The organism is Microlunatus sp. GCM10028923 (assembly GCF_042666975.1).
In the GTDB taxonomy this organism is placed as follows: domain Bacteria; phylum Actinomycetota; class Actinomycetes; order Propionibacteriales; family Propionibacteriaceae; genus Microlunatus.
Genome location: NZ_JBHTFF010000004.1, coordinates 549,866 through 569,894 on the forward strand (window position 1 = coordinate 549,866; position 20,029 = coordinate 569,894).

21 protein-coding genes are annotated in these 20,029 nt (G+C 70.3%); 12 read left to right on the top strand and 9 right to left on the bottom strand.

All coding sequences use genetic code 11. The features are described 5' to 3' along the window. Positions 1-3 precede the first annotated feature (3 nt). The 3 genes from ACFQU4_RS12790 (at position 4) to ACFQU4_RS12800 (ending at position 4,264) form a co-directional block, all read left to right on the top strand. Entirely contained in the window at positions 4-480 is a 477-nt protein-coding gene (locus ACFQU4_RS12790; protein WP_377492050.1) for a hypothetical protein, read from the top strand. A 95-nt stretch (positions 481-575) separates the two neighbouring features. Beyond that, positions 576-2,645 carry a HelD family protein gene (locus tag ACFQU4_RS12795; protein WP_377492053.1) on the top strand — a complete coding sequence of 690 codons (2,070 nt, stop codon included), beginning with the start codon at positions 576-578 and terminating at the stop codon, positions 2,643-2,645. Between the two features lie 74 nt (positions 2,646-2,719). Then, a complete protein-coding gene (locus ACFQU4_RS12800; RefSeq protein ID WP_377492056.1) occupies positions 2,720-4,264 on the top strand; it encodes a glucoamylase family protein in 1,545 nt (514 codons plus the stop codon). Positions 4,265-4,493: 229 nt separating this feature from the next. Here the strand turns inward: ACFQU4_RS12800 and ACFQU4_RS12805 are convergent, their stop codons facing one another. From ACFQU4_RS12805 to ACFQU4_RS12820, 4 genes are read right to left on the bottom strand one after another with little or no spacing between them, the layout of a single operon-like run. Next, the gene (locus ACFQU4_RS12805; RefSeq protein ID WP_377492059.1) at positions 4,494-4,916 is read right to left on the bottom strand and encodes a hypothetical protein; all 423 of its coding nucleotides are present in this window, start codon (positions 4,914-4,916) and stop codon (positions 4,494-4,496) included. After that, entirely contained in the window at positions 4,913-5,755 is an 843-nt protein-coding gene (locus ACFQU4_RS12810) for a DNA/RNA non-specific endonuclease (RefSeq protein ID WP_377492262.1), read from the bottom strand. The genes ACFQU4_RS12805 and ACFQU4_RS12810 overlap by 4 nt, the downstream gene beginning before the upstream one ends. A 16-nt stretch (positions 5,756-5,771) precedes the next feature. After that, positions 5,772-6,032, bottom strand: a complete 261-nt coding sequence (locus ACFQU4_RS12815) for a hypothetical protein (RefSeq protein WP_377492062.1) — start codon at positions 6,030-6,032, stop codon at positions 5,772-5,774. Positions 6,033-6,090: 58 nt separating this feature from the next. Next, positions 6,091-6,756 (bottom strand): TetR/AcrR family transcriptional regulator, encoded by a 666-nt coding sequence (locus ACFQU4_RS12820; protein WP_377492065.1) that lies wholly within the window; start codon positions 6,754-6,756, stop codon positions 6,091-6,093. Positions 6,757-6,840: 84 nt separating this feature from the next. Here ACFQU4_RS12820 and ACFQU4_RS12825 point away from each other — a divergent pair, with 84 nt between their 5' ends. Continuing rightward, complete coding sequence (locus ACFQU4_RS12825) at positions 6,841-7,563, top strand: NAD(P)-dependent oxidoreductase (protein ID WP_377492068.1); 723 nt, start codon at positions 6,841-6,843, stop codon at positions 7,561-7,563. Here the strand turns inward: ACFQU4_RS12825 and ACFQU4_RS12830 are convergent. From ACFQU4_RS12830 to ACFQU4_RS12840, 3 genes are all read right to left on the bottom strand, one after another. Continuing rightward, positions 7,541-8,530, bottom strand: a complete 990-nt coding sequence (locus tag ACFQU4_RS12830) for a helix-turn-helix domain-containing protein (protein WP_377492071.1) — start codon at positions 8,528-8,530, stop codon at positions 7,541-7,543. The two genes, ACFQU4_RS12825 and ACFQU4_RS12830, sit on opposite strands and share 23 nt — an antisense overlap. Positions 8,531-8,570: 40 nt before the next feature. Further along, on the bottom strand, positions 8,571-9,557 hold the full coding sequence (locus tag ACFQU4_RS12835; RefSeq protein ID WP_377492074.1) for an alpha/beta hydrolase: 987 nt from the start codon (positions 9,555-9,557) through the stop codon (positions 8,571-8,573). 109 nt (positions 9,558-9,666) lie between these two features. Further along, positions 9,667-10,422, bottom strand: coding sequence for an SDR family NAD(P)-dependent oxidoreductase (locus ACFQU4_RS12840; RefSeq protein WP_377492078.1), 756 nt, complete (start codon positions 10,420-10,422; stop codon positions 9,667-9,669). 95 nt (positions 10,423-10,517) lie between these two features. Between ACFQU4_RS12840 and ACFQU4_RS12845 the strand changes: the two genes are divergently transcribed. The 8 genes from ACFQU4_RS12845 (at position 10,518) to ACFQU4_RS12880 (ending at position 18,123) form a co-directional block, all read left to right on the top strand. Continuing rightward, positions 10,518-11,129, top strand: coding sequence for a TetR/AcrR family transcriptional regulator (locus ACFQU4_RS12845; protein WP_377492081.1), 612 nt, complete (start codon positions 10,518-10,520; stop codon positions 11,127-11,129). Positions 11,130-11,139: 10 nt separating this feature from the next. Then, on the top strand, positions 11,140-12,009 hold the full coding sequence (locus tag ACFQU4_RS12850; RefSeq protein WP_377492084.1) for a phosphotransferase: 870 nt from the start codon (positions 11,140-11,142) through the stop codon (positions 12,007-12,009). Positions 12,010-12,025: 16 nt separating this feature from the next. Then, positions 12,026-13,066 (top strand): hypothetical protein, encoded by a 1,041-nt coding sequence (locus ACFQU4_RS12855; RefSeq protein ID WP_377492087.1) that lies wholly within the window; start codon positions 12,026-12,028, stop codon positions 13,064-13,066. Positions 13,067-13,403: 337 nt separating this feature from the next. Beyond that, on the top strand, positions 13,404-14,330 hold the full coding sequence (locus ACFQU4_RS12860) for a 1-phosphofructokinase family hexose kinase (protein ID WP_377492090.1): 927 nt from the start codon (positions 13,404-13,406) through the stop codon (positions 14,328-14,330). Then, the gene (locus ACFQU4_RS12865) at positions 14,327-15,712 is read left to right on the top strand and encodes a sulfatase (protein ID WP_377492092.1); all 1,386 of its coding nucleotides are present in this window, start codon (positions 14,327-14,329) and stop codon (positions 15,710-15,712) included. The genes ACFQU4_RS12860 and ACFQU4_RS12865 overlap by 4 nt, the downstream gene beginning before the upstream one ends. Positions 15,713-15,776: 64 nt before the next feature. Beyond that, positions 15,777-16,322, top strand: a complete 546-nt coding sequence (locus ACFQU4_RS12870; RefSeq protein ID WP_377492095.1) for a D-alanyl-D-alanine carboxypeptidase family protein — start codon at positions 15,777-15,779, stop codon at positions 16,320-16,322. 9 nt (positions 16,323-16,331) lie between these two features. Further along, a complete protein-coding gene (locus tag ACFQU4_RS12875) occupies positions 16,332-17,021 on the top strand; it encodes a response regulator transcription factor (protein WP_377492098.1) in 690 nt (229 codons plus the stop codon). After that, positions 17,014-18,123 (top strand): sensor histidine kinase, encoded by a 1,110-nt coding sequence (locus ACFQU4_RS12880; protein ID WP_377492100.1) that lies wholly within the window; start codon positions 17,014-17,016, stop codon positions 18,121-18,123. Before ACFQU4_RS12875 ends, ACFQU4_RS12880 begins: the two co-directional genes overlap by 8 nt. A gap of 60 nt (positions 18,124-18,183) precedes the next feature. Here the strand turns inward: ACFQU4_RS12880 and ACFQU4_RS12885 are convergent, their stop codons facing one another. Both ACFQU4_RS12885 and ACFQU4_RS12890 read right to left on the bottom strand, forming a co-directional pair. Continuing rightward, on the bottom strand, positions 18,184-19,083 hold the full coding sequence (locus tag ACFQU4_RS12885) for a bifunctional riboflavin kinase/FAD synthetase (RefSeq protein ID WP_377492103.1): 900 nt from the start codon (positions 19,081-19,083) through the stop codon (positions 18,184-18,186). Continuing rightward, entirely contained in the window at positions 19,080-20,021 is a 942-nt protein-coding gene (locus ACFQU4_RS12890; RefSeq protein WP_377492106.1) for an ion transporter, read from the bottom strand. Before ACFQU4_RS12890 ends, ACFQU4_RS12885 begins: the two co-directional genes overlap by 4 nt. Positions 20,022-20,029 lie beyond the last annotated feature (8 nt).

The following is a 20,029-nucleotide window of genomic DNA, read 5'->3' on the forward strand; positions in this document are numbered from 1 at the left end:
CTCGTGCTCATCGCCGCCATCGCGCTCGGCATCACCGCGCTGATCTACTTTCTCGTCACGACCCTCGTGCCGTTGCCCCCGCTCAACAACCTCGACTCGTCCACCGCGCGCGAGCGCCGCACAGAGGTCGCCGTCAACGCGCCGATCCTTCTGTCCCCGGCCGTCCTGCTCGCCGTCGCCGGCGGGCCGGGGCCTGCCTGGTTGGCCTACCTCGGCGCCGCGCTGGCCGGCATCATCGTGCTGTCCGGCCTCGCCCTGTGGTGGCTTCCCTATCTCGTCGGCGTGGCCGTTCCGTGGGCCACTGCCGGGACCGACGACAGCTGGCCGGACCTGCACGCCCGTACGTATGCGAAGACGATCATCGTGCTACCCCGGATCGGAGACCGCCCGAGACCCAACCTCGAGCACATGATCTTGCACGCGCTCATGATCGCGGGCACGGTCACCGCCTTCATCGCCGCCGCGCAACTGCAGTCGTGAGGGGCTCCGGAAAACCAGTTGCGCGATGCTGCCCGAACTCCTAGATTCGGCACTTCGCCCATTTTTCGACTCGAACCCGCAGGGGGAGTCTTGCCATGTCCGAAAGTGAGCCCGATCAACCCAACGCCCTGACCGAAGAACAAGATCATCTCGAGCGGTCCCGTGCCACGCTGAACCGGATGCACGTCCACGCCGGCGGGCTCAAGGCGGTCGGCGCCGCGGCCGTCAGCGAGGGGCCGAACGTCTCGACCGAATATCTCAAGCAGGTGCTGTACCGGCGCACGAAGTCGCTCATCGACGATCCGACCGTGCCGCTCTTCTTCGGCCGGATCGACTACGACCGGCCCGATCTGCCGGGCCGGATCCACATCGGCCGCCGGCACGTGACCGGCGAGGCCGGCGGCGAACCGATGGTGATCGACTGGCGGGCACCGGTCGCCCTCCCCTTCTATCGAGCGACCAAGGACGACCCGATGGGGGTCCGGCTGCGGCGCCGGTTCGGGTACGCCCACGGCGAGCTCACCGCGTACGAGGACGAGGACCTGGTCGCCGGCGACGCGCTGGAGCACTCGGAGATCCTGGAAGCCGAGATCGCCCGGCCGCGGACCGGGCCGATGCGTGACATCGTCGCCACCATCCAGCCCGACCAGGACGTGATCGTGCGGTCCGACCTGGAGCGTTCCGTCTGCATCCAGGGTGCGCCGGGCACCGGCAAGACCGCGGTCGGCCTGCATCGGGCCGCCTTCCTGCTCTACACCCACCGTGATCAACTCGGCCGGTCCGGCCTGATGGTGATCGGCCCGAACGACAGCTTCCTGACCTACATCGGCGACGTGCTGCCGGCCCTCGGCGAGGTGGTCGCCACCCAGGAAACCGTTGCCTCGTTGGTATCCCGGGCGACGGAACTGACCGCAACCGGCGCGGAACCGGTCCAGTCGGCGGTGATCAAGGGCGACGCCCGGATGGCCGAAGTGATCAAGAAGGCGATCTGGAGCCACCTCCGGCCGGCGACCGAGACGCTGCTGGTGCAGCGCGGTTCGCGCCAGTTCCGGGTGCCGGCCTATCTCGCCGACGAACTGGTCCGGTCGATCCGGGACCGGGGCGTCCGCTACGCGGCGGGCCGCGAGATGGTGCCGCAGCGCCTGGCGCACCAGGTGCTGCTGCGGATGGAGGCGTCCGGCGACTCCCCGGACGACCGGGTGCAGAACGCCGTGGCTCGCAGTCGCGGCGTGAAGACGTACGCGGAAGCACTCTGGCCCGCCGTTGACCCGGCGAAGTTGATCTTGCGACTGCTGACCGACGCCGAGTTCCTGGCCGAGCACGCCGACGGGCTGCTGACCGAGGCCGAGCAGGCCTTGATCCGGCCGGCCAAGCTCCCCCGGTCGGTGAAGTCGGCACGCTGGACCGCGGCGGACCTGATCTTGATCGACGAGGCCATGGACGCGCTGTCCCGGACCCCCAGCCTCGGCCATCTGATCATCGACGAGGCGCAGGACCTGTCCGCGATGCAGCTGCGGGCGATCGGGCGGCGAGCCAGCACCGGATCGGTCACCGTACTCGGCGATCTGGCCCAGGCCACCACGCCCTGGGCGGCCAGCTCCTGGGCCGAGGCGTTGGATCATCTCGGCCAGCCGGAGGCCGAGCTCCAGGAACTGGTCACCGGCTTCCGGGTGCCCGCAGCGGTGATCGACTTCGCGGCCCGGCTGCTGCCGTCGATTGCGCCGACCCTCAGCGCGCCGCACTCGATCCGGCGGTCCCGTGGCGACCTGACGATCACGGCCAGCAGCACCGCCGAACACGATCTCGGCCAGGCGGTCGAGGCGGCACTGGGCCTGGAGGGCAGCATCGGACTGATCGCCGCCGACGCCGCCGTACCTTTCGTCCAAGGGATCCTGCAGGATCGCGGTCTGTCCCACGGAGTGCTCGGCCAGCAGCCGGACCCGGCCGAGGACGGCGTCTTCGACCGCCGGCTCGACGTGGTGCCGGCCTCGCTCGCCAAGGGCCTCGAGTTCGACCACGTGGTGCTCCTCGAACCGGCCGCGATCGTCGAGGCGGAACCCGACCGGCCGACCGGTCTGCGCCGGCTGTACGTCTGCCTGACCCGCGCCGTCACCTCGCTCCGGATCGTGCACACCGAGCCGCTCCCGGCCGAGCTCACCGGCTGATCCCGGACCGGCAGCGGGACCGGGTGTTAGGTTGAGCCGGTCCGCGTTGGACGGCCGAGACGAAGGAGTCTGGGATGAACGCGATCTCGCGACGACTGCTGCTCGCCGGAGCTGCCGGAACGGCTCTCCCGCTGGCCCTGACCCCGCTCCCGCTCGGCGCGGCCGACGAACGCCCCGGCGGCCGGTTCCCGCGCTGGGCCGCCGACACCTGGCGGTCCATGATCGCGATGACCGACGAGCGGACCGGGCTGACCGCCGACAACATCGACGGCGACCTGGACCCGGACAGCCGGAGCGGCTACACCTCGCCGACCAACATCGGCGGATATCTGTGGTGCACGGTGATCGCGCACCGGCTCCGGCTGATCACCGACCGGGAACGGTCGCGCCGGCTCGGGCAGACGCTGCGCACGCTGGACCGGATGGTGCGCCACGAGCCGAGCGGCATGTTCTACAACTGGTACGACGAGCGCACCGGCGACGTCCTGACCAGTTGGCCGGGCAGCGGCGACAAGGTCTACCCGTTCCTGTCCAGCGTCGACAACGGCTGGCTGGCGGCCGCGTTGGCGGTGATCATCGGCGCCGGTACCGATCACCGCCGGGAGGCCGAACGGCTGCTGGACAGCATGGACTTCGCCGCCTTCTACGACCCCGAGGCGCGGCCCGCGTTCGGCACCGGCCTGCTCCGGGGCGGCTTCTGGGACGGCGAAGTGCCGCCGGACAAGCCGTGGGTCGACGGCGACTACCTCGGCACCGGCACCCCGGTGCACTACACGGTGAACCACTACGACACGACGGTGTCGGAGACCCGGATCACCTCCTACCTGGCGATCGCCCGCGGCCAGGTGCCGGCCAAGCACTACTTCGCCACCTGGCGGACCTTCCCGGCCGGTTGCGACTGGGACTGGCAGGAACAGGAGCCGGTCGGCCGGACCAGGAACTACCTCGGCATCGACGTCTTCGAAGGCGCCTACCCCTACCGCAACTCGCTCGTCGTGCCGGGCTGGGGCGGCTCGATGTTCGAGGCCCTGATGCCGGACCTGTTCGTCCCCGAAGCTCGCTGGGCACCAAGATCATGGGGCGTCAACCACCCCCTGACCGTACGAGCCCACCGGCTGCACGGACTGGAGGACGCCGACTACGGCTACTGGGGCTTCTCCCCCGCCAGCGAACCGGGCGGCGGCTATCGCGAGTACGGCGTCGACCCGATCGGCCTGAACCCCGACGGCTACTACTCCGACGCCGAGCGGAGCAACGTCGACCTCGGCTACGGCAACTGCCGCCCGCCGGGCCCGGCGACGACCTTCGGGGACGGCGTCGTCACGCCGCACGCCGGCTTCCTGGCGCTGCCGTACGACCTCGCCGGGGGCTACCGGAACTTGATCAAGATCGCCGACGACCTGGACTGCTACGGCCCCGGCGGCTTCTACGACGCGGTCGCCGTCCGCTCTGGCACCATCGCCCGCCGCTACCTGGCGCTGGACCAGGCGATGATCATGGGCGCCCTGGGCAACCTGATGGCCGGCGACGTTCTCCGCAAGGCCTTCTGTGGCAAGGAAGTGACGGCGACGATCAAGCCCCTGATCGGAATGGAGACCTTCGGCGCCGGCCTGGCCTGACTACCCCTTGGCCGGAGGCCACGAGGATAGATGCTCCGACGCGGATTTCGGATGATCTGTGGGTTGACCGGGAACCCATCCACGCTGATATCAACCTTGATCGGCGAGGCCTCCGACCTTCTCCGGCGTGGCTGATCTGAACTAATGACTCAACCGCTGCAGGGGCCACCGCCACGCGGAGACCAGATCGCCTCGTTCTCCGCAAGGACCATCGCCACTCCCGCTCTCGCTAATGTTGCTTCGCGGGATGCCAGTCGGGCAGATGTTCCTTGTCGCGCGGATACATCTCGTGATCGTGCAGCAGGACGTCACGAACGTCCGCGCTGCCTTCCTCCTCGGCATCATAGGGCCTGCTGTCGTAGTCGAAGTCGCTGGCGAGTTGCCCACTCACGTCAATACGGAAATGCGCTCGGTACCAGGTGCCAACCTTCGGCCGATACATCGCCTCGCGGAGGTCAAGGCACGCGAGCCCGCCAGGCCCACCGAGGTTGAACGGCGTTTCGGATTCATCGGTGTGAGCGACCGAATCCACACGTGCACTGTCCCCCATCGCGTCGATCACGATCGTGATCCACGTCCAACCGGGCGGCGCCTGATCGACCGCCGCGCGGCCGATCAGGTCCATCAACGCACCCTGCTCGCCTAAAGTCACGACGACTCCTTGTGGTCCGGTTTGCGATTCCTGATGAACTCTGGTGGATACGTCTTGTCTCCAGCCCTGTAGACCACATTGAAGCCTGCGGGTCGCATCTCACCCTCTCGGTAAGTCACCTCAACCTCGACTTCCACAGGGATACCCCGGGTGATGAGACTCGACCACTTGTTCTCGAGTCTCCGATACTCCCCAAGATTGACCTTCGCCCCATGCATGGCAACGAGGTTGATCAAGTCACCCGGGCCGCGGAAGATCCTCGCGAAGAGGTGGCCGCCATGGTCGCCAGGCAGCTTTCCAGGGACCTTGCCTTGAGCACCCTTGTCCCGAGGATGGGTCGCGTCACGGACATCCAGAGTGGCCCGGGCCCTGATCACTCGGCCGAGGTGATCGATGTCGTAGCTGAAGCGACCGTCAACCACGATCGTGGAGTTGGCCGGCGGATCGGCTAGGAGTTGTTTGTCGTTCGAGTCGGTGGTCGACAGGTGCAGCGGCTCGGCGGCATTGTCCGGAGCTGAGCCTGCTGGGCGGTCGGCGACGGGTGCCGTACCGCCGCTTCCGCCTGCGCCACCAGCTCTGTTGACGGTGGCGACGGCCCAGTCGCGCCCCTTGGTGTAGGCGGGCTGCACCCGGTTCGCGGCATCGTCACACCGCTGGGCGGCATGGAAGAGCAGGTCGGCAACGTGCATGCCCTCGTAACTTCGCCCGGACAGATCGACCACGTGGCCCGCCCGCCGCCGGAGCTCCTGGGAGATCCGGTGCAGTCCTTCGACGTGCCCAGGGATGGTGTCGATGGTTGCGACGAGCTGCTCGACGAGGTGTTCCAGGTCCGAGGCCATGATCAACTTCCGACCATCAGACCTGGTTGGCGTAGTCGGAGCAGGCGTGGGAGGCGGCGGCCAGCGCGTCCGCGGCGCCGTCGGCCGCCCTGATCGCTTCCTGGAGGAGCTGGACGATCTCCCGGTCGGTGTTGGTGGCGGTGCCGCCGATCGCCTCGAAGACCCCGGACGCCCGCTCGGCCATCGCCTGCTTGAACGACAACAGGTCACCGGTCGCGCGGTCGGTCACAGCCGCGAGCTCGGACAACTCGGTCCTGAGTTCGAATGCTTGAGACATGGGCCTTTCCTGGGATCGACGACGATGAGCGACCGACCCAACGCTAGCAGCGCCGGACCTACCCGTCGGGGCGCAGCGCGTCCAAGATCAGCGTCAGGCCGAACTCGAACTCGTCCGCGTACGAGTAGTCCGGCCGGAGCGCATAGTCGTTGATCAACTCGGTCAGATGCGGGTACGCATCCGCCGGCTGATCGTCGAGGATGGCGCCGGCCACCTGGTCCAGTTCGGCCCGGTCGGAGAACGGCAGGCTGGACTCCTGCAGGACGAAGCCGTACAGGTAGCTGTCGATCAGCGAGAACGCGTGCGCGGCCATCGGCAGCGAGAAGCCGCCGGCCCGGAGGGCGCCGAGGACCGCGTCGTGGTGGCGCAGCGTCGCCGGTCCGGGGGTGCTCCGCGAGTCCAGCAGCCCTACCGCCCACGGGTGCCGGTGGAGCACGGACCGGGCCGAGATGGCGCGGTCCCGCATGGCCTGCTTCCAGTCCGAGCCCGCGGGCGGCAACTCAATCTCGGCGAAGACGGCGTCGACCATGCCGTCGAGCAGGTCCTCCCGGCCGCCGACGTGGTTGTAGAGCGACATCGCCTCGACGCCGAGTCGGCCGGCGACCGCGCGCATGGTCAGCCCGGCCTCTCCGTCGGCATCGGCCAGCGCAACGGCCGCGGTGATCACCCGCGTCCGGCTGAGCGGCTGCCGCTTCGCCCTGGTTCGTCCGGCCTGCCCGGCCATCGCGTTCCCTCCTACCGATCGGCTGACTTACGACGTAAGCTTACTCTTACTTACATCGTAAGTCCCAAGGTCAGGAGCACGGAGATGAAGAACGAGAACCGCCGCAAGGTCTGCGTCGTCGGCGCGTCCGGCAAGCTCGGGCAATACCTGGTCCGGCACGCCCTCGACCGGGGGTACGAGGTCGTCGGCGTCTGCCGGGAGCGCAGCGTCGAGAAGCTGGCCCGATTCGCGGATCGGATCACGATCATTCCCGGCCCGACCAACGATCCGGCGGTGATCAGGCGGGCCGTCGAGGGGTGCGACGCGGTGCTGACCGTGCTGGTCCCGTGGGGCGTGCAGCAGTATTCGTCCGGCACCGCCCAGGCGGTGCTCGATCATGCCGCGCCCGACGCCCGGCTGATCTTCTCCTGCGGCTGGCACATCTCCCAGGACGGGCGGGACCGCTACTCCTGGTGGTTCCGGGCCGCGCTCCGGGTCGTCGCCGTGCTCGCCAAGTTGGCCCGCGCCGTGGAGATCGATGATCAGGTCGAGGCTTGCCGGCGGATCTTCGCCAGTGACCGCCGGTGGACGGTCGTCCGCGGCAGCGACCTGGAGGAGGGCGAGAGCCAGGGCCTGCCGGTCTGGAGCCGCCACGTGGGCGATCCGGTGCTGGCCAGCAACCTGACCCGGCGGGTGGACTTCGCACTCTTCATGATCGAAGCGATCGACAACGACACCCTGATCGGCGAGGCGCCGGCCATCGTCGGCCGCCGCTCCCCCAGCGCGCTCGCACACGCCGGCAGCACTAGCCCCGTCGCAGGCGATTGATCAAGAACGCGGCGGCCAGCCGGTGCGCGCCGAGCGACGTGTCCGGTCCGTAGCCGAGGCGCTCCTGCACGGTCTTGACCCTGGCCTGCAGGGTCGCATGATGGACGCCGAGCAGCTTGGCGGCGGCTCGCAGACTGTCGGTGTTGATCAGTGCCTCGACGGTGTCCTCCGCCCAGGGCCGTTCCTTGATCAACTCGGCCAGGGCCGCGACATCACCATGATCATCCGGTACGTCAGCGAGCCGCACCAGCACTCCCAGTGACTCGGCGTCGACGGTCGTGATCAGGTCGCCGGCCAGCCGGAGCGCGACCAGCGCGGTCCGGGCCGATTCCACCGCGTCGACCGCCGGGACCTCGATCCCGCGGCCGGCTCGCCGCGGCCCGCCGAGCCGAGACGGGTCGTCGGTCAGCACCAGCCGGGCCCGGGCCGCGCCGGTGCCGGTGATCACCGACGGCAGTTCGGCCGGCGGTTCATGATCATCGGGGACGGCCCAGAGCCGGATCAGCTGGTCCGGCCGCAACCGGAGCCGGGCCAGCGCGACCCGCTGCGCCCCTTGGGTCGGTTCCGGGTCGATCAGCACGGCCAGCGGGTCCAGGTCGGAGGCCACCCGGCGCCGCCGGCCGCCGATCCCGACCGCGAGCGCCAGTCGTTCCAGCACCATGGCGTCGGTGGGGTGCCGGCCGCCGCCGTACCGCTCGAGCCAGACAACACCGTCCGCCGTCGCCCGGGTGCAGGCGTCCGGCGGCGGCTGCCGGCCATGATCATGACGGCGGCCGTCGGCGGCGATCCGTACCCCACGGGACTGGTCGGCGTAGCCGACCGGGCAGCCGCTCAGCATCACGGCGGCCCGGAGCAGCGCCTCGATGCCGACCTGGGCATCCACCAGCGCGTCGAAGTGCGCCACGACCCGAAGACCCTCGCCGGCCTCCGGGTCCAGCGACATCAGCCGGCCCGTCAGCTCCTGCATCGTGATCGAAATCTACCCCGGTGCCGAAGCGGACGGGCGGCTACAGGCGCAGGGCCCGGCGCAGCCACGAGTCCACCGCCGCGGCCGCCGCGACCGAGACCCCGGCCTGGGCGGCCATCGAGAAGCCGTGGAAGCCGCCGGCCCAGATGTGGAGTTCCGCCTGGCCGCCCGCCGCCCAGATCCGGGACGCGTAGTCGACCGCCTCGTCCCGGAACACCTCGGCCGACCCGGCGTCGATGAACGCCGGCGGCAGCCCGGCCAGGTCGGTGGCCCGGGCCGGTGCCGCGTACGGCGAGATGTCGTCGCGGCCGCGATGATCGTCGCCGAGCAGCGCGGACCAACCGAACAGGTTGTTCTGCCGGTCCCACAGCCCGACGCCGTCGTACTGGTGGCTGGAGATCGTGGTGTTGCGGTCGTCCAGCATCGGGCAGATCAACAACTGCCCCGCCAGCCGGGGCCCGTTGCGGTCACGTGCCAGCAACGCCGTGCCCGCGGCCAGCCCACCGCCGGCGCTGCCGCCCGCGATGATCAACCGCTCCGGATCGATGCCCAGCTCGTCGACATGGTCGGCCGTCCAGAGCAGACCGGCGTAACAGTCCTCCACCGGTGCCGGGTCGGGATGGTCGGGCGCCAGCCGGTACTCCACGCTGACCACGACCGCGTCGCCGGCCTCGACCAGGTCGAAGAAGCCGTCCACGCCCATCAGCCGGTCGCCCATGATCATTCCGCCGCCGTGGGTGTGGTAGATCCCGGCCGCCGGTCCGCTGATCGATCGGGTGGTCCGGAAGATCGCCACGGTGATCTCCGGCTCACCCGCCGGGCCGGGCACCGTGCGATCCTCGTACGCGATCGAACGGCCGGCCAACCGCTCCTCGATCGAGGGTTGCTGGATCAACGTCGTACCGGATCTCAACGCGGCCAGCGTCTCGGCGGTGAGCTCCAGGTGAGGCTGACCGCCGAGCACCTCGGCGAGCACGGGTTCGAGCTCCGGATCGAACGGCGGGCGGGCGACATCGGTGTCGGTCATGATCACTCCTCGGTCATCAGGTGCTTCCATGATCATCCGACGCGGCCGCCCGCCGCGACCGCCATCGCGGCCAGGTTCCGGCGGTCCGCACCGCCGGGTGGCGGGTCGGTCAGGCGTTCGCGCCGCCGTCGATCGTCAGCGTGGCCCCGGTGATCTGCCGCCCGGAGTCACCGGCCAGGAAGACCACCGCGGCCGCGATGTCGTCGACCGAACCGTACTCGCCGAGCGCCATGAACCCGCGTTGCTCGTCGGCGCTCTCGCCGACGGCCGGGTTCATGTCCGTCTCGGTCGACCCCGGCTGGATCAGGTTCACCGTGATCCCGCGCGGACCGAGTTCGCGGGCCAGGGCTCGGGTCAGGCCGTTGTTCGCGGCCTTGCTCATCACGTAGAGCGCGATGCCGCCGAAGGCCGCGCGCTCGGCGAGGTTGCTGCCGATGGTGATGATCCGGCCGCCGCGACCGAGGTGCGGGACCGCCGCCCGGACGGCAAGGAACGGCGCCCGGACGTGCACCGCGATGGTCCGGTCGATCTCCTCGAGACTGGACTCCTCCACCGGCCCGTACGGGAAGATCCCGGCGTTGTTGATCACGATGTCGAGCCGGCCGAACGTGGCCACCGTACGATCCACCGCGGCCTGGACCGCGTCGGCGTCCGCACTGTCGGCGGCGAGGGCGAGCGCGCGCCGACCCGAACCGGTGAGCTCCTCGGCGATCGCCTCGGCCCGCTCCCGGCTCCGCTCATAGGTCAGGGCGACGTCGGCCCCGGCGGCCGCGAGGGCCCGGGCGATCGCTTCCCCCATCCCGCGGCTGCCGCCGGTGACCAGTGCCGTGCGGCCGGTCAGATCGGCGTGGACGGGCGCATTCAAGGTTTCTGTAGTGATTGACACATAAATAGCGTGACATGATCGCCCATCGCCGTCAACGGCTATTCTTAGCAATCGATACAGAAAGGAATCGGAGCATGGCGCAGCGCGGACGGCCGCGGGCCTTCGACCGCGAGGTGGCCCTGCAGCGCGCCATGGAGGTCTTCTGGGAGCACGGCTACGAGGGCACCTCGCTGGCCGACCTGACCGCGGCGATGAAGATCAACTCGCCCAGCCTGTACGCCGCGTTCGGCGGCAAGGAGGAACTGTTCCGGGAGGCGGTCGGGCTGTACGGCGCGACGAAGGGCGGGCTGACCTCGCGCGCGCTGACCGAGGAGCCGACCGCGGCCGCGGCGGTGGAGGCGATGTTGCGCGACAACGCCGCCGCCTACACGTCCGGCGACGGCCCGCGCGGCTGCATGATCGTTCTGGCCGGCTCCACGTACACGACCCGGAGCGAGTCCGTGCGGGACTTCCTGATGGAGCAGCGATCCGAGACCGTCGAGCAGGTACGGGAGCGACTCGACCGCGGCATCGCCGACGGGGACCTGCCCGCCGGCACCGACACCGCGATGATCGCCGACTTCTACACCACCGTGCTGTACGGACTCTCGATCCGGGCCCGGGACTGCGCCGGCATCGCGGACCTGAACAAGATCATCGACGGTGCGATGGCCGCCTGGCCCGCCCTCGCCGGCGGGTCCGCGTAAGGTTCGGCGGGTGACTCGGTGGGACACGACCCTGACCCCGGCAGCGTTGGCCGACCTGGTGGCCGCCGCCCGTCGCTGCCGGCCCGAGCTCGGTGACGCGGCACCGGAGCTGATCGGCGAAGGGATCAGCACGGTGACGTACGGCTGGCCCGGCTGGGTACTCCGGATCTCGCGCCGCCACCCCGAGCCGTGGACCTGGCGCGGCGGCCGCAGGCACGAACTCGCCCTGCTCGCCGAACTGCGCCGGCGCGGCGTACCGGTGCCGGCCGACGGCACCGTGATCGAGGAGGCCGGCGGGTTGCCGTCGGCGATCTTGGAACGCCGGATCGTCGGTACGCCGCTCGATCCCGACCGGGTCCGGTCCGATCCCCGGCGGACGACCGAGATCGCGATGATCTTGGACCGGCTGCACGCCGTCGGCCCGGACGAGGCCGCCTCGCTCGGCGTACCCCGCGACGATCCGACCGGCGAGTTCCGGGAGGCGCTGGCCGTGGTGCGGCTCGACGACAGTCTGTTGCGGCGGGTGGAGTCCGCGCTCGCGCTGCTGGAGGACCGGACCCGGATCCGTACCCTCTGCCATCGGGACTTCCGGGTCGATCACCTGATCGGTTCCGAGGACGGCGAACTCACCGGGCTGCTCGACCTCGGCGACCTGGGCATCGACGACCCGGCCATCGACCTGGCCCACCTGTACGGCGAACTCGGGCCGGAGACGGTGGACCGGATCTGTGCCTCGATGGAGACCGCGGACCCCGGCCTGGCCGAAGCGGCGCGGACCTTCCATGCCGTGTGGCCGCTGCTCGAACTGGCCCCCGGCGGCGACTGGTGGGGCGATCCGGCCACCGCCCGCGACCGACTCGCGGCACTGGTCCGACCATGATCAACACGTCGCCGGCATGATCAACGGGATGGAGTGGGAGACCCGGCGGATCCGTCATCGAGCAGTCTCCGACCACCTCGCCGCACGCAGCGATGCCGAGCTCGCGGAGCTGGCCGGGCCCGGCGGATCGGCGGCCGTCGAGGTCGCAGGCGCCGCGGTGTTCGTCAAGCGGATCCCACTGACCGACCTGGAGCTGGCGCATCCGCGGTCGACGGCGAACCTGTTCGACCTGCCGCTGGTCTGTCACTTCTTCTTCGGCGTACCCACCGTCACCCGGTTCGGCTTCGGCGGTCCGTCACTCAACGCCTGGCGCGAACTGGCCGCGAACTTGATCATCACCGACGGCGTGCTGGCCGGGGAGACTCAGGCCTTCCCGCTGCTGCACCACTGGCGGGTGCTGCCGGGCCGGCCGCCGCTCAGTGCCGGCCCCGCGGAGCTGGAGGACCTGGTCGCCGAGCTGGACGGTTCGCCCGCCGTACGGGCCCGGCTGGAGGCACTGCGCGCCGCGACCCACAGCCTCGTCCTGTTCAGCGAGTTGCTGCCGTACCCGGTGACGGACTGGCTGCGGGAGGATCCGCTCGCCAAGGCGGAGCTCTTCGAGTCTCAGCTGTTCGAGGTCACGGAGTTCCTGCGTAGCCGGGAGTTGCTGCATCTGGACGGGCAGCTCGGCAACATGCGCAGCTGCGGCAACCGGCTCTACGTCACCGACTTCGGGCTGGCCACCTCGCCGCGGTTCGAGGTGACGGAACCGGAGCGCGACTTCCTCGCGACCATCGCCACCAGCGACGCCGACTACGCCGCCCAGCGGTTGGTGCACTGGCTGGCCGTCGCCGTCTGCGGCGTGCCCGACCCGAAGGCCCCCGGCCAGGACTGGCGAGTCCGGGCCGAGTTCGTCCGGCGGTGTGCCGAGGGCGACCTCCCCGACGGCCTGCCGCCCGTCGCCGTCGGGATCCTGACCCGCCACGCGGCAACCGCCTGGCGCACCTTCAGCTTCTACCGGCGCCTGTTCAACGAGGACCGGCACACGGAGTATCCGCAACCCGTGCCCCGCGGCTGACCCATGGCGCGCTGGCGCGCGGAGCGGAAGCGGGAATCGGAGGCCGAGTGACACAGATCTGCACTTCAACGCGCTCAGGTCGACGGGAAATCGATCTCAGAACGCGTTGAAGTGCAATTCTGTGCCACTCGCGACCTCACCCCTCCGGAGGGCGACCAGCTTTCACTGATCACGGGACAGACCTCGGTGCTCGGAAGCCCGCGGTTGCTCGCCCGGACCGCCACGGTTCCCGTCGGCACGTAGGCGGCGAGTTCGGTCGCCGCGCTACCCAGGCAAGGGGCGCGCGGCCGGTTCGAGACCCACGCGATCACCGGTCGGCGGTGAGTAGAGTGCTCGCGTGATCACCGTCGCCGGCCTGAGCCCGTCGCTCGACCTGACCTATCTGGTCGATCGGCTGGAGCCGGGAACGATTCACCGTCCGGGCGAGGTGGTTCGGTGTGCGGGCGGGAAGTCGCTCAACCTGGCCCGGGCGGCCGCCGCGTTGGGGGCGCAGGTGGAGATCGTGGCACTGCTCGGCGGCGCTACCGGCGACTATCTCGCGGAGCGCCTGCTCGCCGAGGGGGTCTCGGTGATCATGGTCGCGACGCCGGCGGAGACCCGGACCTGCGTGTCGATCGCGGCGGCGGACACCGGCCGGCTGACCGAGCTCTATCCACGGGCGGAGCCGGTGCCGGCGGAGGTCTGGCAGACCTTCCATGATCAACTCGGTACGTCGCTGGGCCGCCGGCCGGGCTGGCTGGCGATCACCGGGAGCGCGCCGCGGGGCCTGCCGCCGGAGGCGTTGACCCAGTTGGTCCGGCTGGCCGCCGACGCCGGGGTACGGGTCGCGGTGGACACCCACGGACCGGCGCTGGCAGCCGCGATCACCGCTCGGCCGGAGCTGGTCAAGATCAACCGGTACGAGGCCGCCGAACTGCTGGAGGTGGCGCCGGAGGGCGATCTGGTGGAACGGGCCGAGGCGGTACGGCAGCGCACCGGCGGCGCGGTCGTGATCACCGACGGCGAGCACGGGGCGGTCGCGACGGACGGGCAGGGCCGCTGGCGGGTCGCGGCGTCACCGGAGCGCGGCAGCTTCCCGGTCGGCAGCGGGGACTCGTTCCTCGGCGGGCTGCTCGGCGCGCTCGACGAGGGCACGGATCTGCCGACGGCGTTGCGGCGCGGCACCGGGGCCGGCACGGCGAACGCCCTGATCCCCGGCCCGGCGCGCTTCCGTACCGACGATGTGGAGCGGATCGCCAAGGAACTCGAGGTGGAGGAACTGTGACCGGTCGCCCGAACATCGTCCTGATCGTCTCCGATGATCATGGTTACGCCGACCGCGGCTATCTCGGCCATGATCAACAGGTACGCACTCCGGCGCTGGACCGGCTCGCGGCGACCGGCGTGGACTGCACCAACGGCTATGTCAGTGCCCCGATCTGCAGCCCGTCCCGGGCCGGGCTGATCACCGGTCACTACCAGCAGCGCTGGGGTGCCCACTGGTTCAACGATTCCCGGTTCGGTGATCATCTGCCGAGCCTGGCCGAGCGGCTCGGCGCGCTCGGCTACCGGACCGGCTACTTCGGCAAGGTGCACTACGGCCCGGAGGATGTCGGCGACCGGGCCTGCCCGCCGCACCACGGCTTCGACGAGACGTACTACGGGCTGGCCGGGAAGCAGCAGGGCCGGCTCAACTACCTGCACCACTCGGCGGCGGCGGTCGAGGAGTACGGTCCCGAGGCGAGCTGGCGGATGGCGGTGCAGCCGATGCTGACCGGCGACACCGAGGTCGAGCTGGAGGGGTTTCTGACCGAGGAGCTGGGCCGCCGGGCGGGCGCGTTCATCGAGGCCGAGTCCGAGCAGCCGTTCTTCACCATGATCGCGTTCAACGCCGTACACAACTTCTGCTGGCAGCTGCCGGAGGACGAGCTGGCCGCCCGTGGCCTGCCGGTCCGGGCCGACTGGCACGACGCGGATGATCAAGGTTATGCCGACTGGTACGACGGTTCGATCACGCCGAATCTCGATCATGGCCGGGACTACTATCTGGCCCAGCTGGAGCTGATGGACCGCGAGATCGGGCGGCTGCTAGACCGGCTGGAACGGCTCGGCCTGGCCGACGACACGATCGTGGTCTACCTGACCGACAACGGCGGTTCGCCCTGCAACTACGGCGACAACACCCCGCTGCGCGGTTCCAAGTACACGCTCTGGGAGGGCGGCATCCGGGTCCCGTACCTGGTCCGCTGGCCGGGCGGCAACTGGTCCGGCGGCCGTACCCTCGATGCACCGGTCAGCTCGCTGGACCTGCTGCCGACCCTGGTCGGAGCCGCCGGAGCGGCGCCCGAGATCGTCGCCCAGTCGGACGGAGTTGATCTTGGTCCCGCACTGGCCGGCGCCGACGGTGATCATGATCGCGTCCTGCACTGGGACTGCGACTTCCAGTGGGCGGTCCGGGCCGGTGGGCTCAAGCTGCGCTGGTGCGACGGCGAATCCCCACGGGCACAGGGAATCCGGACCGTCGAGCGGGCCGAGCCGGGCCACGGCACCAGCCTGTACGATCTCCGCAGCGACCCCGGCGAGCAGCATGATCTTGCCGCCGAACGACCCGACGAGGTCGCCCGGCTGACCGCCCTGCACCACGACTGGGCCGCCGCCCTGCAGTGAAATATCGTGCGCGTATCGAAAACCGGATACGCCGCCACAACGGCTCCCCGGCTTCAGTTGAGGCATGGACCAGAGCGCACGGACAGCCACGGTCGAGGTCGTGGTGGGCGAGGCGGACGGCGTGATCCCGGACGGAACGTCGGTGTCGGTGTACGCCGACGTACCGGCGGTGCGCGGGCTGGACCGGGACCTGCTCAAGGCGCTGCGCCGGGCCGCCCGGGCCGCGGCGCTGCACGGCATCGGGCTCCGGATCAACGGCGGCTGGCGGTCCCCTGCGCGCCAGTTGCGGCTGCTCGAGAACGCGATCGAGCGGCTCGGGTCACGGGAGGAGGCGGCCCGCTGGGTGGCGACGCCCGAGACGTCGGCGCACGTGGCGGGCCAGGCGGTCGACGTCGGTCCGGTGGCGGCCGCGGCCTGGCTGGCCGAGCACGGCACCCGGTACGGGCTGTGCCGGGTCTACCGCAACGAACCGTGGCATTTCGAGCTGCGGCCGGAGGCGGCCCGCTACGGCAACCCGCCCCTGTACGCGAACCCGAGCGAGGACCCGCGGCACCGACGCGGCGAACGGCACACCGCCGCGGATACGTCCGCGATAGCCGCGGATGCCTAGGCTTCAGACATGCGTGTGCTGATCGTGGAGGACGAGCCCTACCTGGCCGAGGCGGTCCGGGACGGACTGCGGCTGGAGGCGATCGCGGCCGACATCGCGGGTGACGGCGACACCGCGCTGGAACTGCTCTCGATCAACTCGTACGACCTGGCCGTGCTCGACCGTGACATCCCCGGCCCCTCCGGCGACGAGGTCGCCCGGCGGATCGTCGCGTCCGGCAGCGGGATGCCGATCCTGATGCTCACGGCGGCCGACCGGATCGACGACAAGGCCACCGGGTTCGAACTGGGCGCCGACGACTACCTGACCAAGCCGTTCGAACTGCGCGAGCTGGTGCTCCGGTTGCGGGCGCTGGACCGCCGGCGAGTGCACAGCCGGCCCCCGGTGCGCGAGATCGCCGGCCTGCGGCTGGATCCGTTCCGGCGCGAGGTGTACCGGGACGGCCGCTACGTCGCGCTGACCCGGAAGCAGTTCGCGGTGCTCGAGGTGCTGGTCGCGGCGGAGGGCGGCGTGGTCAGCGCCGAGGAGCTGCTGGAGCGGGCCTGGGACGAGAACGCCGACCCGTTCACCAACGCCGTCCGGATCACCGTCTCGGCCCTCCGCAAACGGCTCGGCGAGCCCTGGGTGATCGCCACCGTGGCCGGCGTCGGGTACCGCATCGACACGGGTCCGGGGGACCCCGGCGCCGCCGATGGATAGACGGCCCGGTCTGAGCGTCCGGCTCAAGCTCACCCTCAGCTACGCCGGCCTCCTGATGCTGGCCGGGTTCATGGTGCTCGTCGTCGTCTGGGTCCTGCTGCTCCGGTACGGACCCGAGGGCGTCGCCACCACCCCGACCGGCATCGACCCGGGTCGCATGATGATCAACGGCGACGTGCTGACGGCGCTCCGGCTGATGGTCGGCGTGATGCTGCCGACCGCGAGCATCGTGATGGCGTTCCTGCTCGTGTTCGGCCTGCTCGGCGGCTGGGTCCTGGCCGGCCGGATGCTCGCCCCGCTGGACCAGATCACCAAGGCCGTCCGGCAGACCACGGACGCCTCGCTGTCGCGCCGGATCCGGCTGCCGGGCCGGAAGGACGAGTTCCGCGAACTGGCGGACGCGTTCGACGGCATGCTCGAACAGCTCGAGGCACACGTCACCGAGCAGCAGCGGTTCGCCGCGAACGCCTCCCACGAGCTGCGGACCCCGCTGGCCATCTCGCAGACCCTGATCGAGGTCGCCCGGGCCGGTCCCGCGGATCAGGGCGAGCTGATCGATCGCCTGCACACGGTCAACACCCGCGCGATCGACCTCACCGAAGGCCTGTTGCTGCTCAACCGGAGCGACCGCAAGCTCTTCACCACCGAGTCCGTCGACCTGTCGCTGCTCGCCGAGGAAGCCGCCGAGACCCTGCTGCCGCTCGCCGAGGAACGCCAGGTCGCGCTCGAGGTCACCGGCGAACCGAGCCGGACCGTCGGCTCGGCGGCGCTGCTGCTGCGGATGGTGACCAACCTGGTCCAGAACGCGATCGTGCACAACCTGCCCGAGGGCGGCACCGTGACGGTCCACACCGCCGCGCACGAGGACGGCCGGGTGGTACGGGTCGAGAACACGGGAGAGCCGGTCCCCTCGACCCTGCTGCCCACGCTCCTCGAACCCTTCCAGCGCGGCACCGACCGGGCCCGGACCGAAAACTACGCCGGGGTCGGCCTCGGCCTGGCCATCGTCAACAGCATCGTCCGCGCCCACGACGGGACGCTGGACCTGATCGCCCGACCGGCCGGCGGCCTGATCGTCACGGTGCGGTTGCCGCCCGCCTGAGGCACGCGTTCGTCGGTGGATTTCCGCCGGTTACTCGCGGCGGAAATTCACTCGGGCGGGTCAGGTCCGCTGGGCGGCGAGGAGTTCGCGGATCTGCTCGACGTCGCGATGCATCTGGACGATCAGCGCCTCGCGACCCTCGTACTTCACCTGGCCGCGGATCCGCCGGTCGAAGTCGATCGCGATCTCGATGCCGTACAGCTCGAGGTCGGTCCGGTCCAGCACGTACGCCTCGATCCGACGCTCGACACCGTCGAAGGTCGGGTTGGTGCCGACCGAGATCGCGGCCGGCCAGCGCGGCGACGGGATGTCCAGCCGGGTCACCCAACCCGCATAGACCCCGTCGGCGGGTACGGCCAGCGTCGGGTCGACGGCGACGTTCGCGGTCGGGAAGCCCAGCTCCCGGCCGCGGTGATCGCCCTCGATGACGACCCCGGAGAACCGGAACACCTGATCGCTCAGCTCACGGAACCGTTCCAGGTCACCGTCCGCGACCGCCTGCCTGATCAAGGTCGCCGAGTTGGGCGCGGAGGCGTCACCGACCAGCTGCACGACCTGCACCTTGAAGTCACCGCCGGCCAGGTCGGCCAGGGTGCCGACGTCGCCGCTGTTGTCGCGGCCGAACCGGAAGTTCTCGCCGACCACGATCCGCACCGGCGCCAGCGGCCGGAGGGTCCCGTCGACGAACTCGGCCGGCGTCTGCCGGGACAGTTCGTGGGTGTAGTCGACGACCACGACCTCGTCGACCCCGGCGGCGCGGAGCAGCTCGATCCGCCGGTTCAGCGTGGTCAGCAGCGGCGGCACCCGCTCCGGGTGATGGATCACCCAGGGATGCGGCCAGAACGTGACGGCGATGACCTTCGCGCCCGGCTCGGCCTCCCGCGCAGCCTTGATCAGCGCGACGTGACCTCGATGCACGCCGTCGAAGTTTCCGATGATGATGACGCTGCCGTCGCTCACTCGGTAAGTCTCCCATCCTGTCCTGAAGCCCCGTCGGTGGCCGGGGACCGGTCGATCGGGTGGTCGGTGAAGCGATGCCGGAGTTCGTCGGTGCCGACCGTCGCGTCCTTCGTCAGGCCGGTGTCGGCCAGCTTCGCCTCCAGCTCGTCCAGGGCCTTGCGGAGACCGTGGATCGTGTCGGTCAGGTCCTTGGTCTCGGCCCGCTCGTCGACCCGGTTCCGGTACGCCTCGTCCAGGCTGTTGATCACCACGCCGACGACGAGATTGATCACCACATAGGTGCCGATCAGGACGAACGAGATCGTGTACGGCAGCCCCCACGGCGACACCGCGCGGAGGTCGTACAGCACCGAGTTCCAGCCCTCCAGGGTGAGCAGCGTGAACAGGGTGAGCACGCCCTCGCCGAGGTTGCCGAAGTACTGCGGCGCGACGTCGCCGAAGAGCAGGTTGCCGATGATCGCGTAGATGAAGCAGAGCAGCCCGGTCAGCGCGAGCAGGCTCGCCGCGGGGCCGGCGGCGCGGCGCAGCCCGTCCATCAGGACGTGCACGTCGGGCATCAGCCGGAGCAGCCGGACCACCCGGAGCAGCCGGATCAGCCGCAGCGCGGTGGTGTTGCTGGACAGCCCCGGCACGAAGGCCGCGCCGACGACGAGCGTGTCGAACACGTTCCACGGATCGCGGAAGAAGCGGCGCGGATTGAGACCGTACGACACGAACCGGAGCACCAGTTCGATCACGAAGATGCCGAGGAACCCGTAGTCGATCAGCTCGATCGCCCGGTACACCCCGGCCGGCAGGTCGCGGTACGTGTGGATCCCGATGGTGACCGCGTTCGCGAGGATCACCGCGACGATCAGGTTCTGGAACCAGGTCGCGTTGACCAGTCGATGGGCCGCGCTCTGCCAGCGCGGGGCGCCCTCGGGCGGCTCGTACGGCATCGGAGTCC

Bases quoted from the DNA above. Each gene is read 5' to 3' on its own strand.
- ACFQU4_RS12815 (WP_377492062.1), bottom strand. From the start codon at position 6,032: ATGTCTCAAGCATTCGAACTCAGGACCGAGTTGTCCGAGCTCGCGGCT.
- ACFQU4_RS12880 (WP_377492100.1), top strand. From the start codon at position 17,014: ATGGATAGACGGCCCGGTCTGAGCGTCCGGCTCAAGCTCACCCTCAGC.
- ACFQU4_RS12820 (WP_377492065.1), bottom strand. From the start codon at position 6,756: ATGGCCGGGCAGGCCGGACGAACCAGGGCGAAGCGGCAGCCGCTCAGC.
- ACFQU4_RS12835 (WP_377492074.1), bottom strand. From the start codon at position 9,557: ATGACCGACACCGATGTCGCCCGCCCGCCGTTCGATCCGGAGCTCGAA.
- ACFQU4_RS12870 (WP_377492095.1), top strand. From the start codon at position 15,777: ATGGACCAGAGCGCACGGACAGCCACGGTCGAGGTCGTGGTGGGCGAG.
- ACFQU4_RS12845 (WP_377492081.1), top strand. From the start codon at position 10,518: ATGGCGCAGCGCGGACGGCCGCGGGCCTTCGACCGCGAGGTGGCCCTG.
- ACFQU4_RS12795 (WP_377492053.1), top strand. From the start codon at position 576: ATGTCCGAAAGTGAGCCCGATCAACCCAACGCCCTGACCGAAGAACAA.
- ACFQU4_RS12890 (WP_377492106.1), bottom strand. From the start codon at position 20,021: ATGCCGTACGAGCCGCCCGAGGGCGCCCCGCGCTGGCAGAGCGCGGCC.
- ACFQU4_RS12810 (WP_377492262.1), bottom strand. From the start codon at position 5,755: ATGGCCTCGGACCTGGAACACCTCGTCGAGCAGCTCGTCGCAACCATC.
- ACFQU4_RS12830 (WP_377492071.1), bottom strand. From the start codon at position 8,530: ATGCAGGAGCTGACGGGCCGGCTGATGTCGCTGGACCCGGAGGCCGGC.
- ACFQU4_RS12875 (WP_377492098.1), top strand. From the start codon at position 16,332: ATGCGTGTGCTGATCGTGGAGGACGAGCCCTACCTGGCCGAGGCGGTC.
- ACFQU4_RS12855 (WP_377492087.1), top strand. From the start codon at position 12,026: ATGATCAACGGGATGGAGTGGGAGACCCGGCGGATCCGTCATCGAGCA.
- ACFQU4_RS12825 (WP_377492068.1), top strand. From the start codon at position 6,841: ATGAAGAACGAGAACCGCCGCAAGGTCTGCGTCGTCGGCGCGTCCGGC.
- ACFQU4_RS12800 (WP_377492056.1), top strand. From the start codon at position 2,720: ATGAACGCGATCTCGCGACGACTGCTGCTCGCCGGAGCTGCCGGAACG.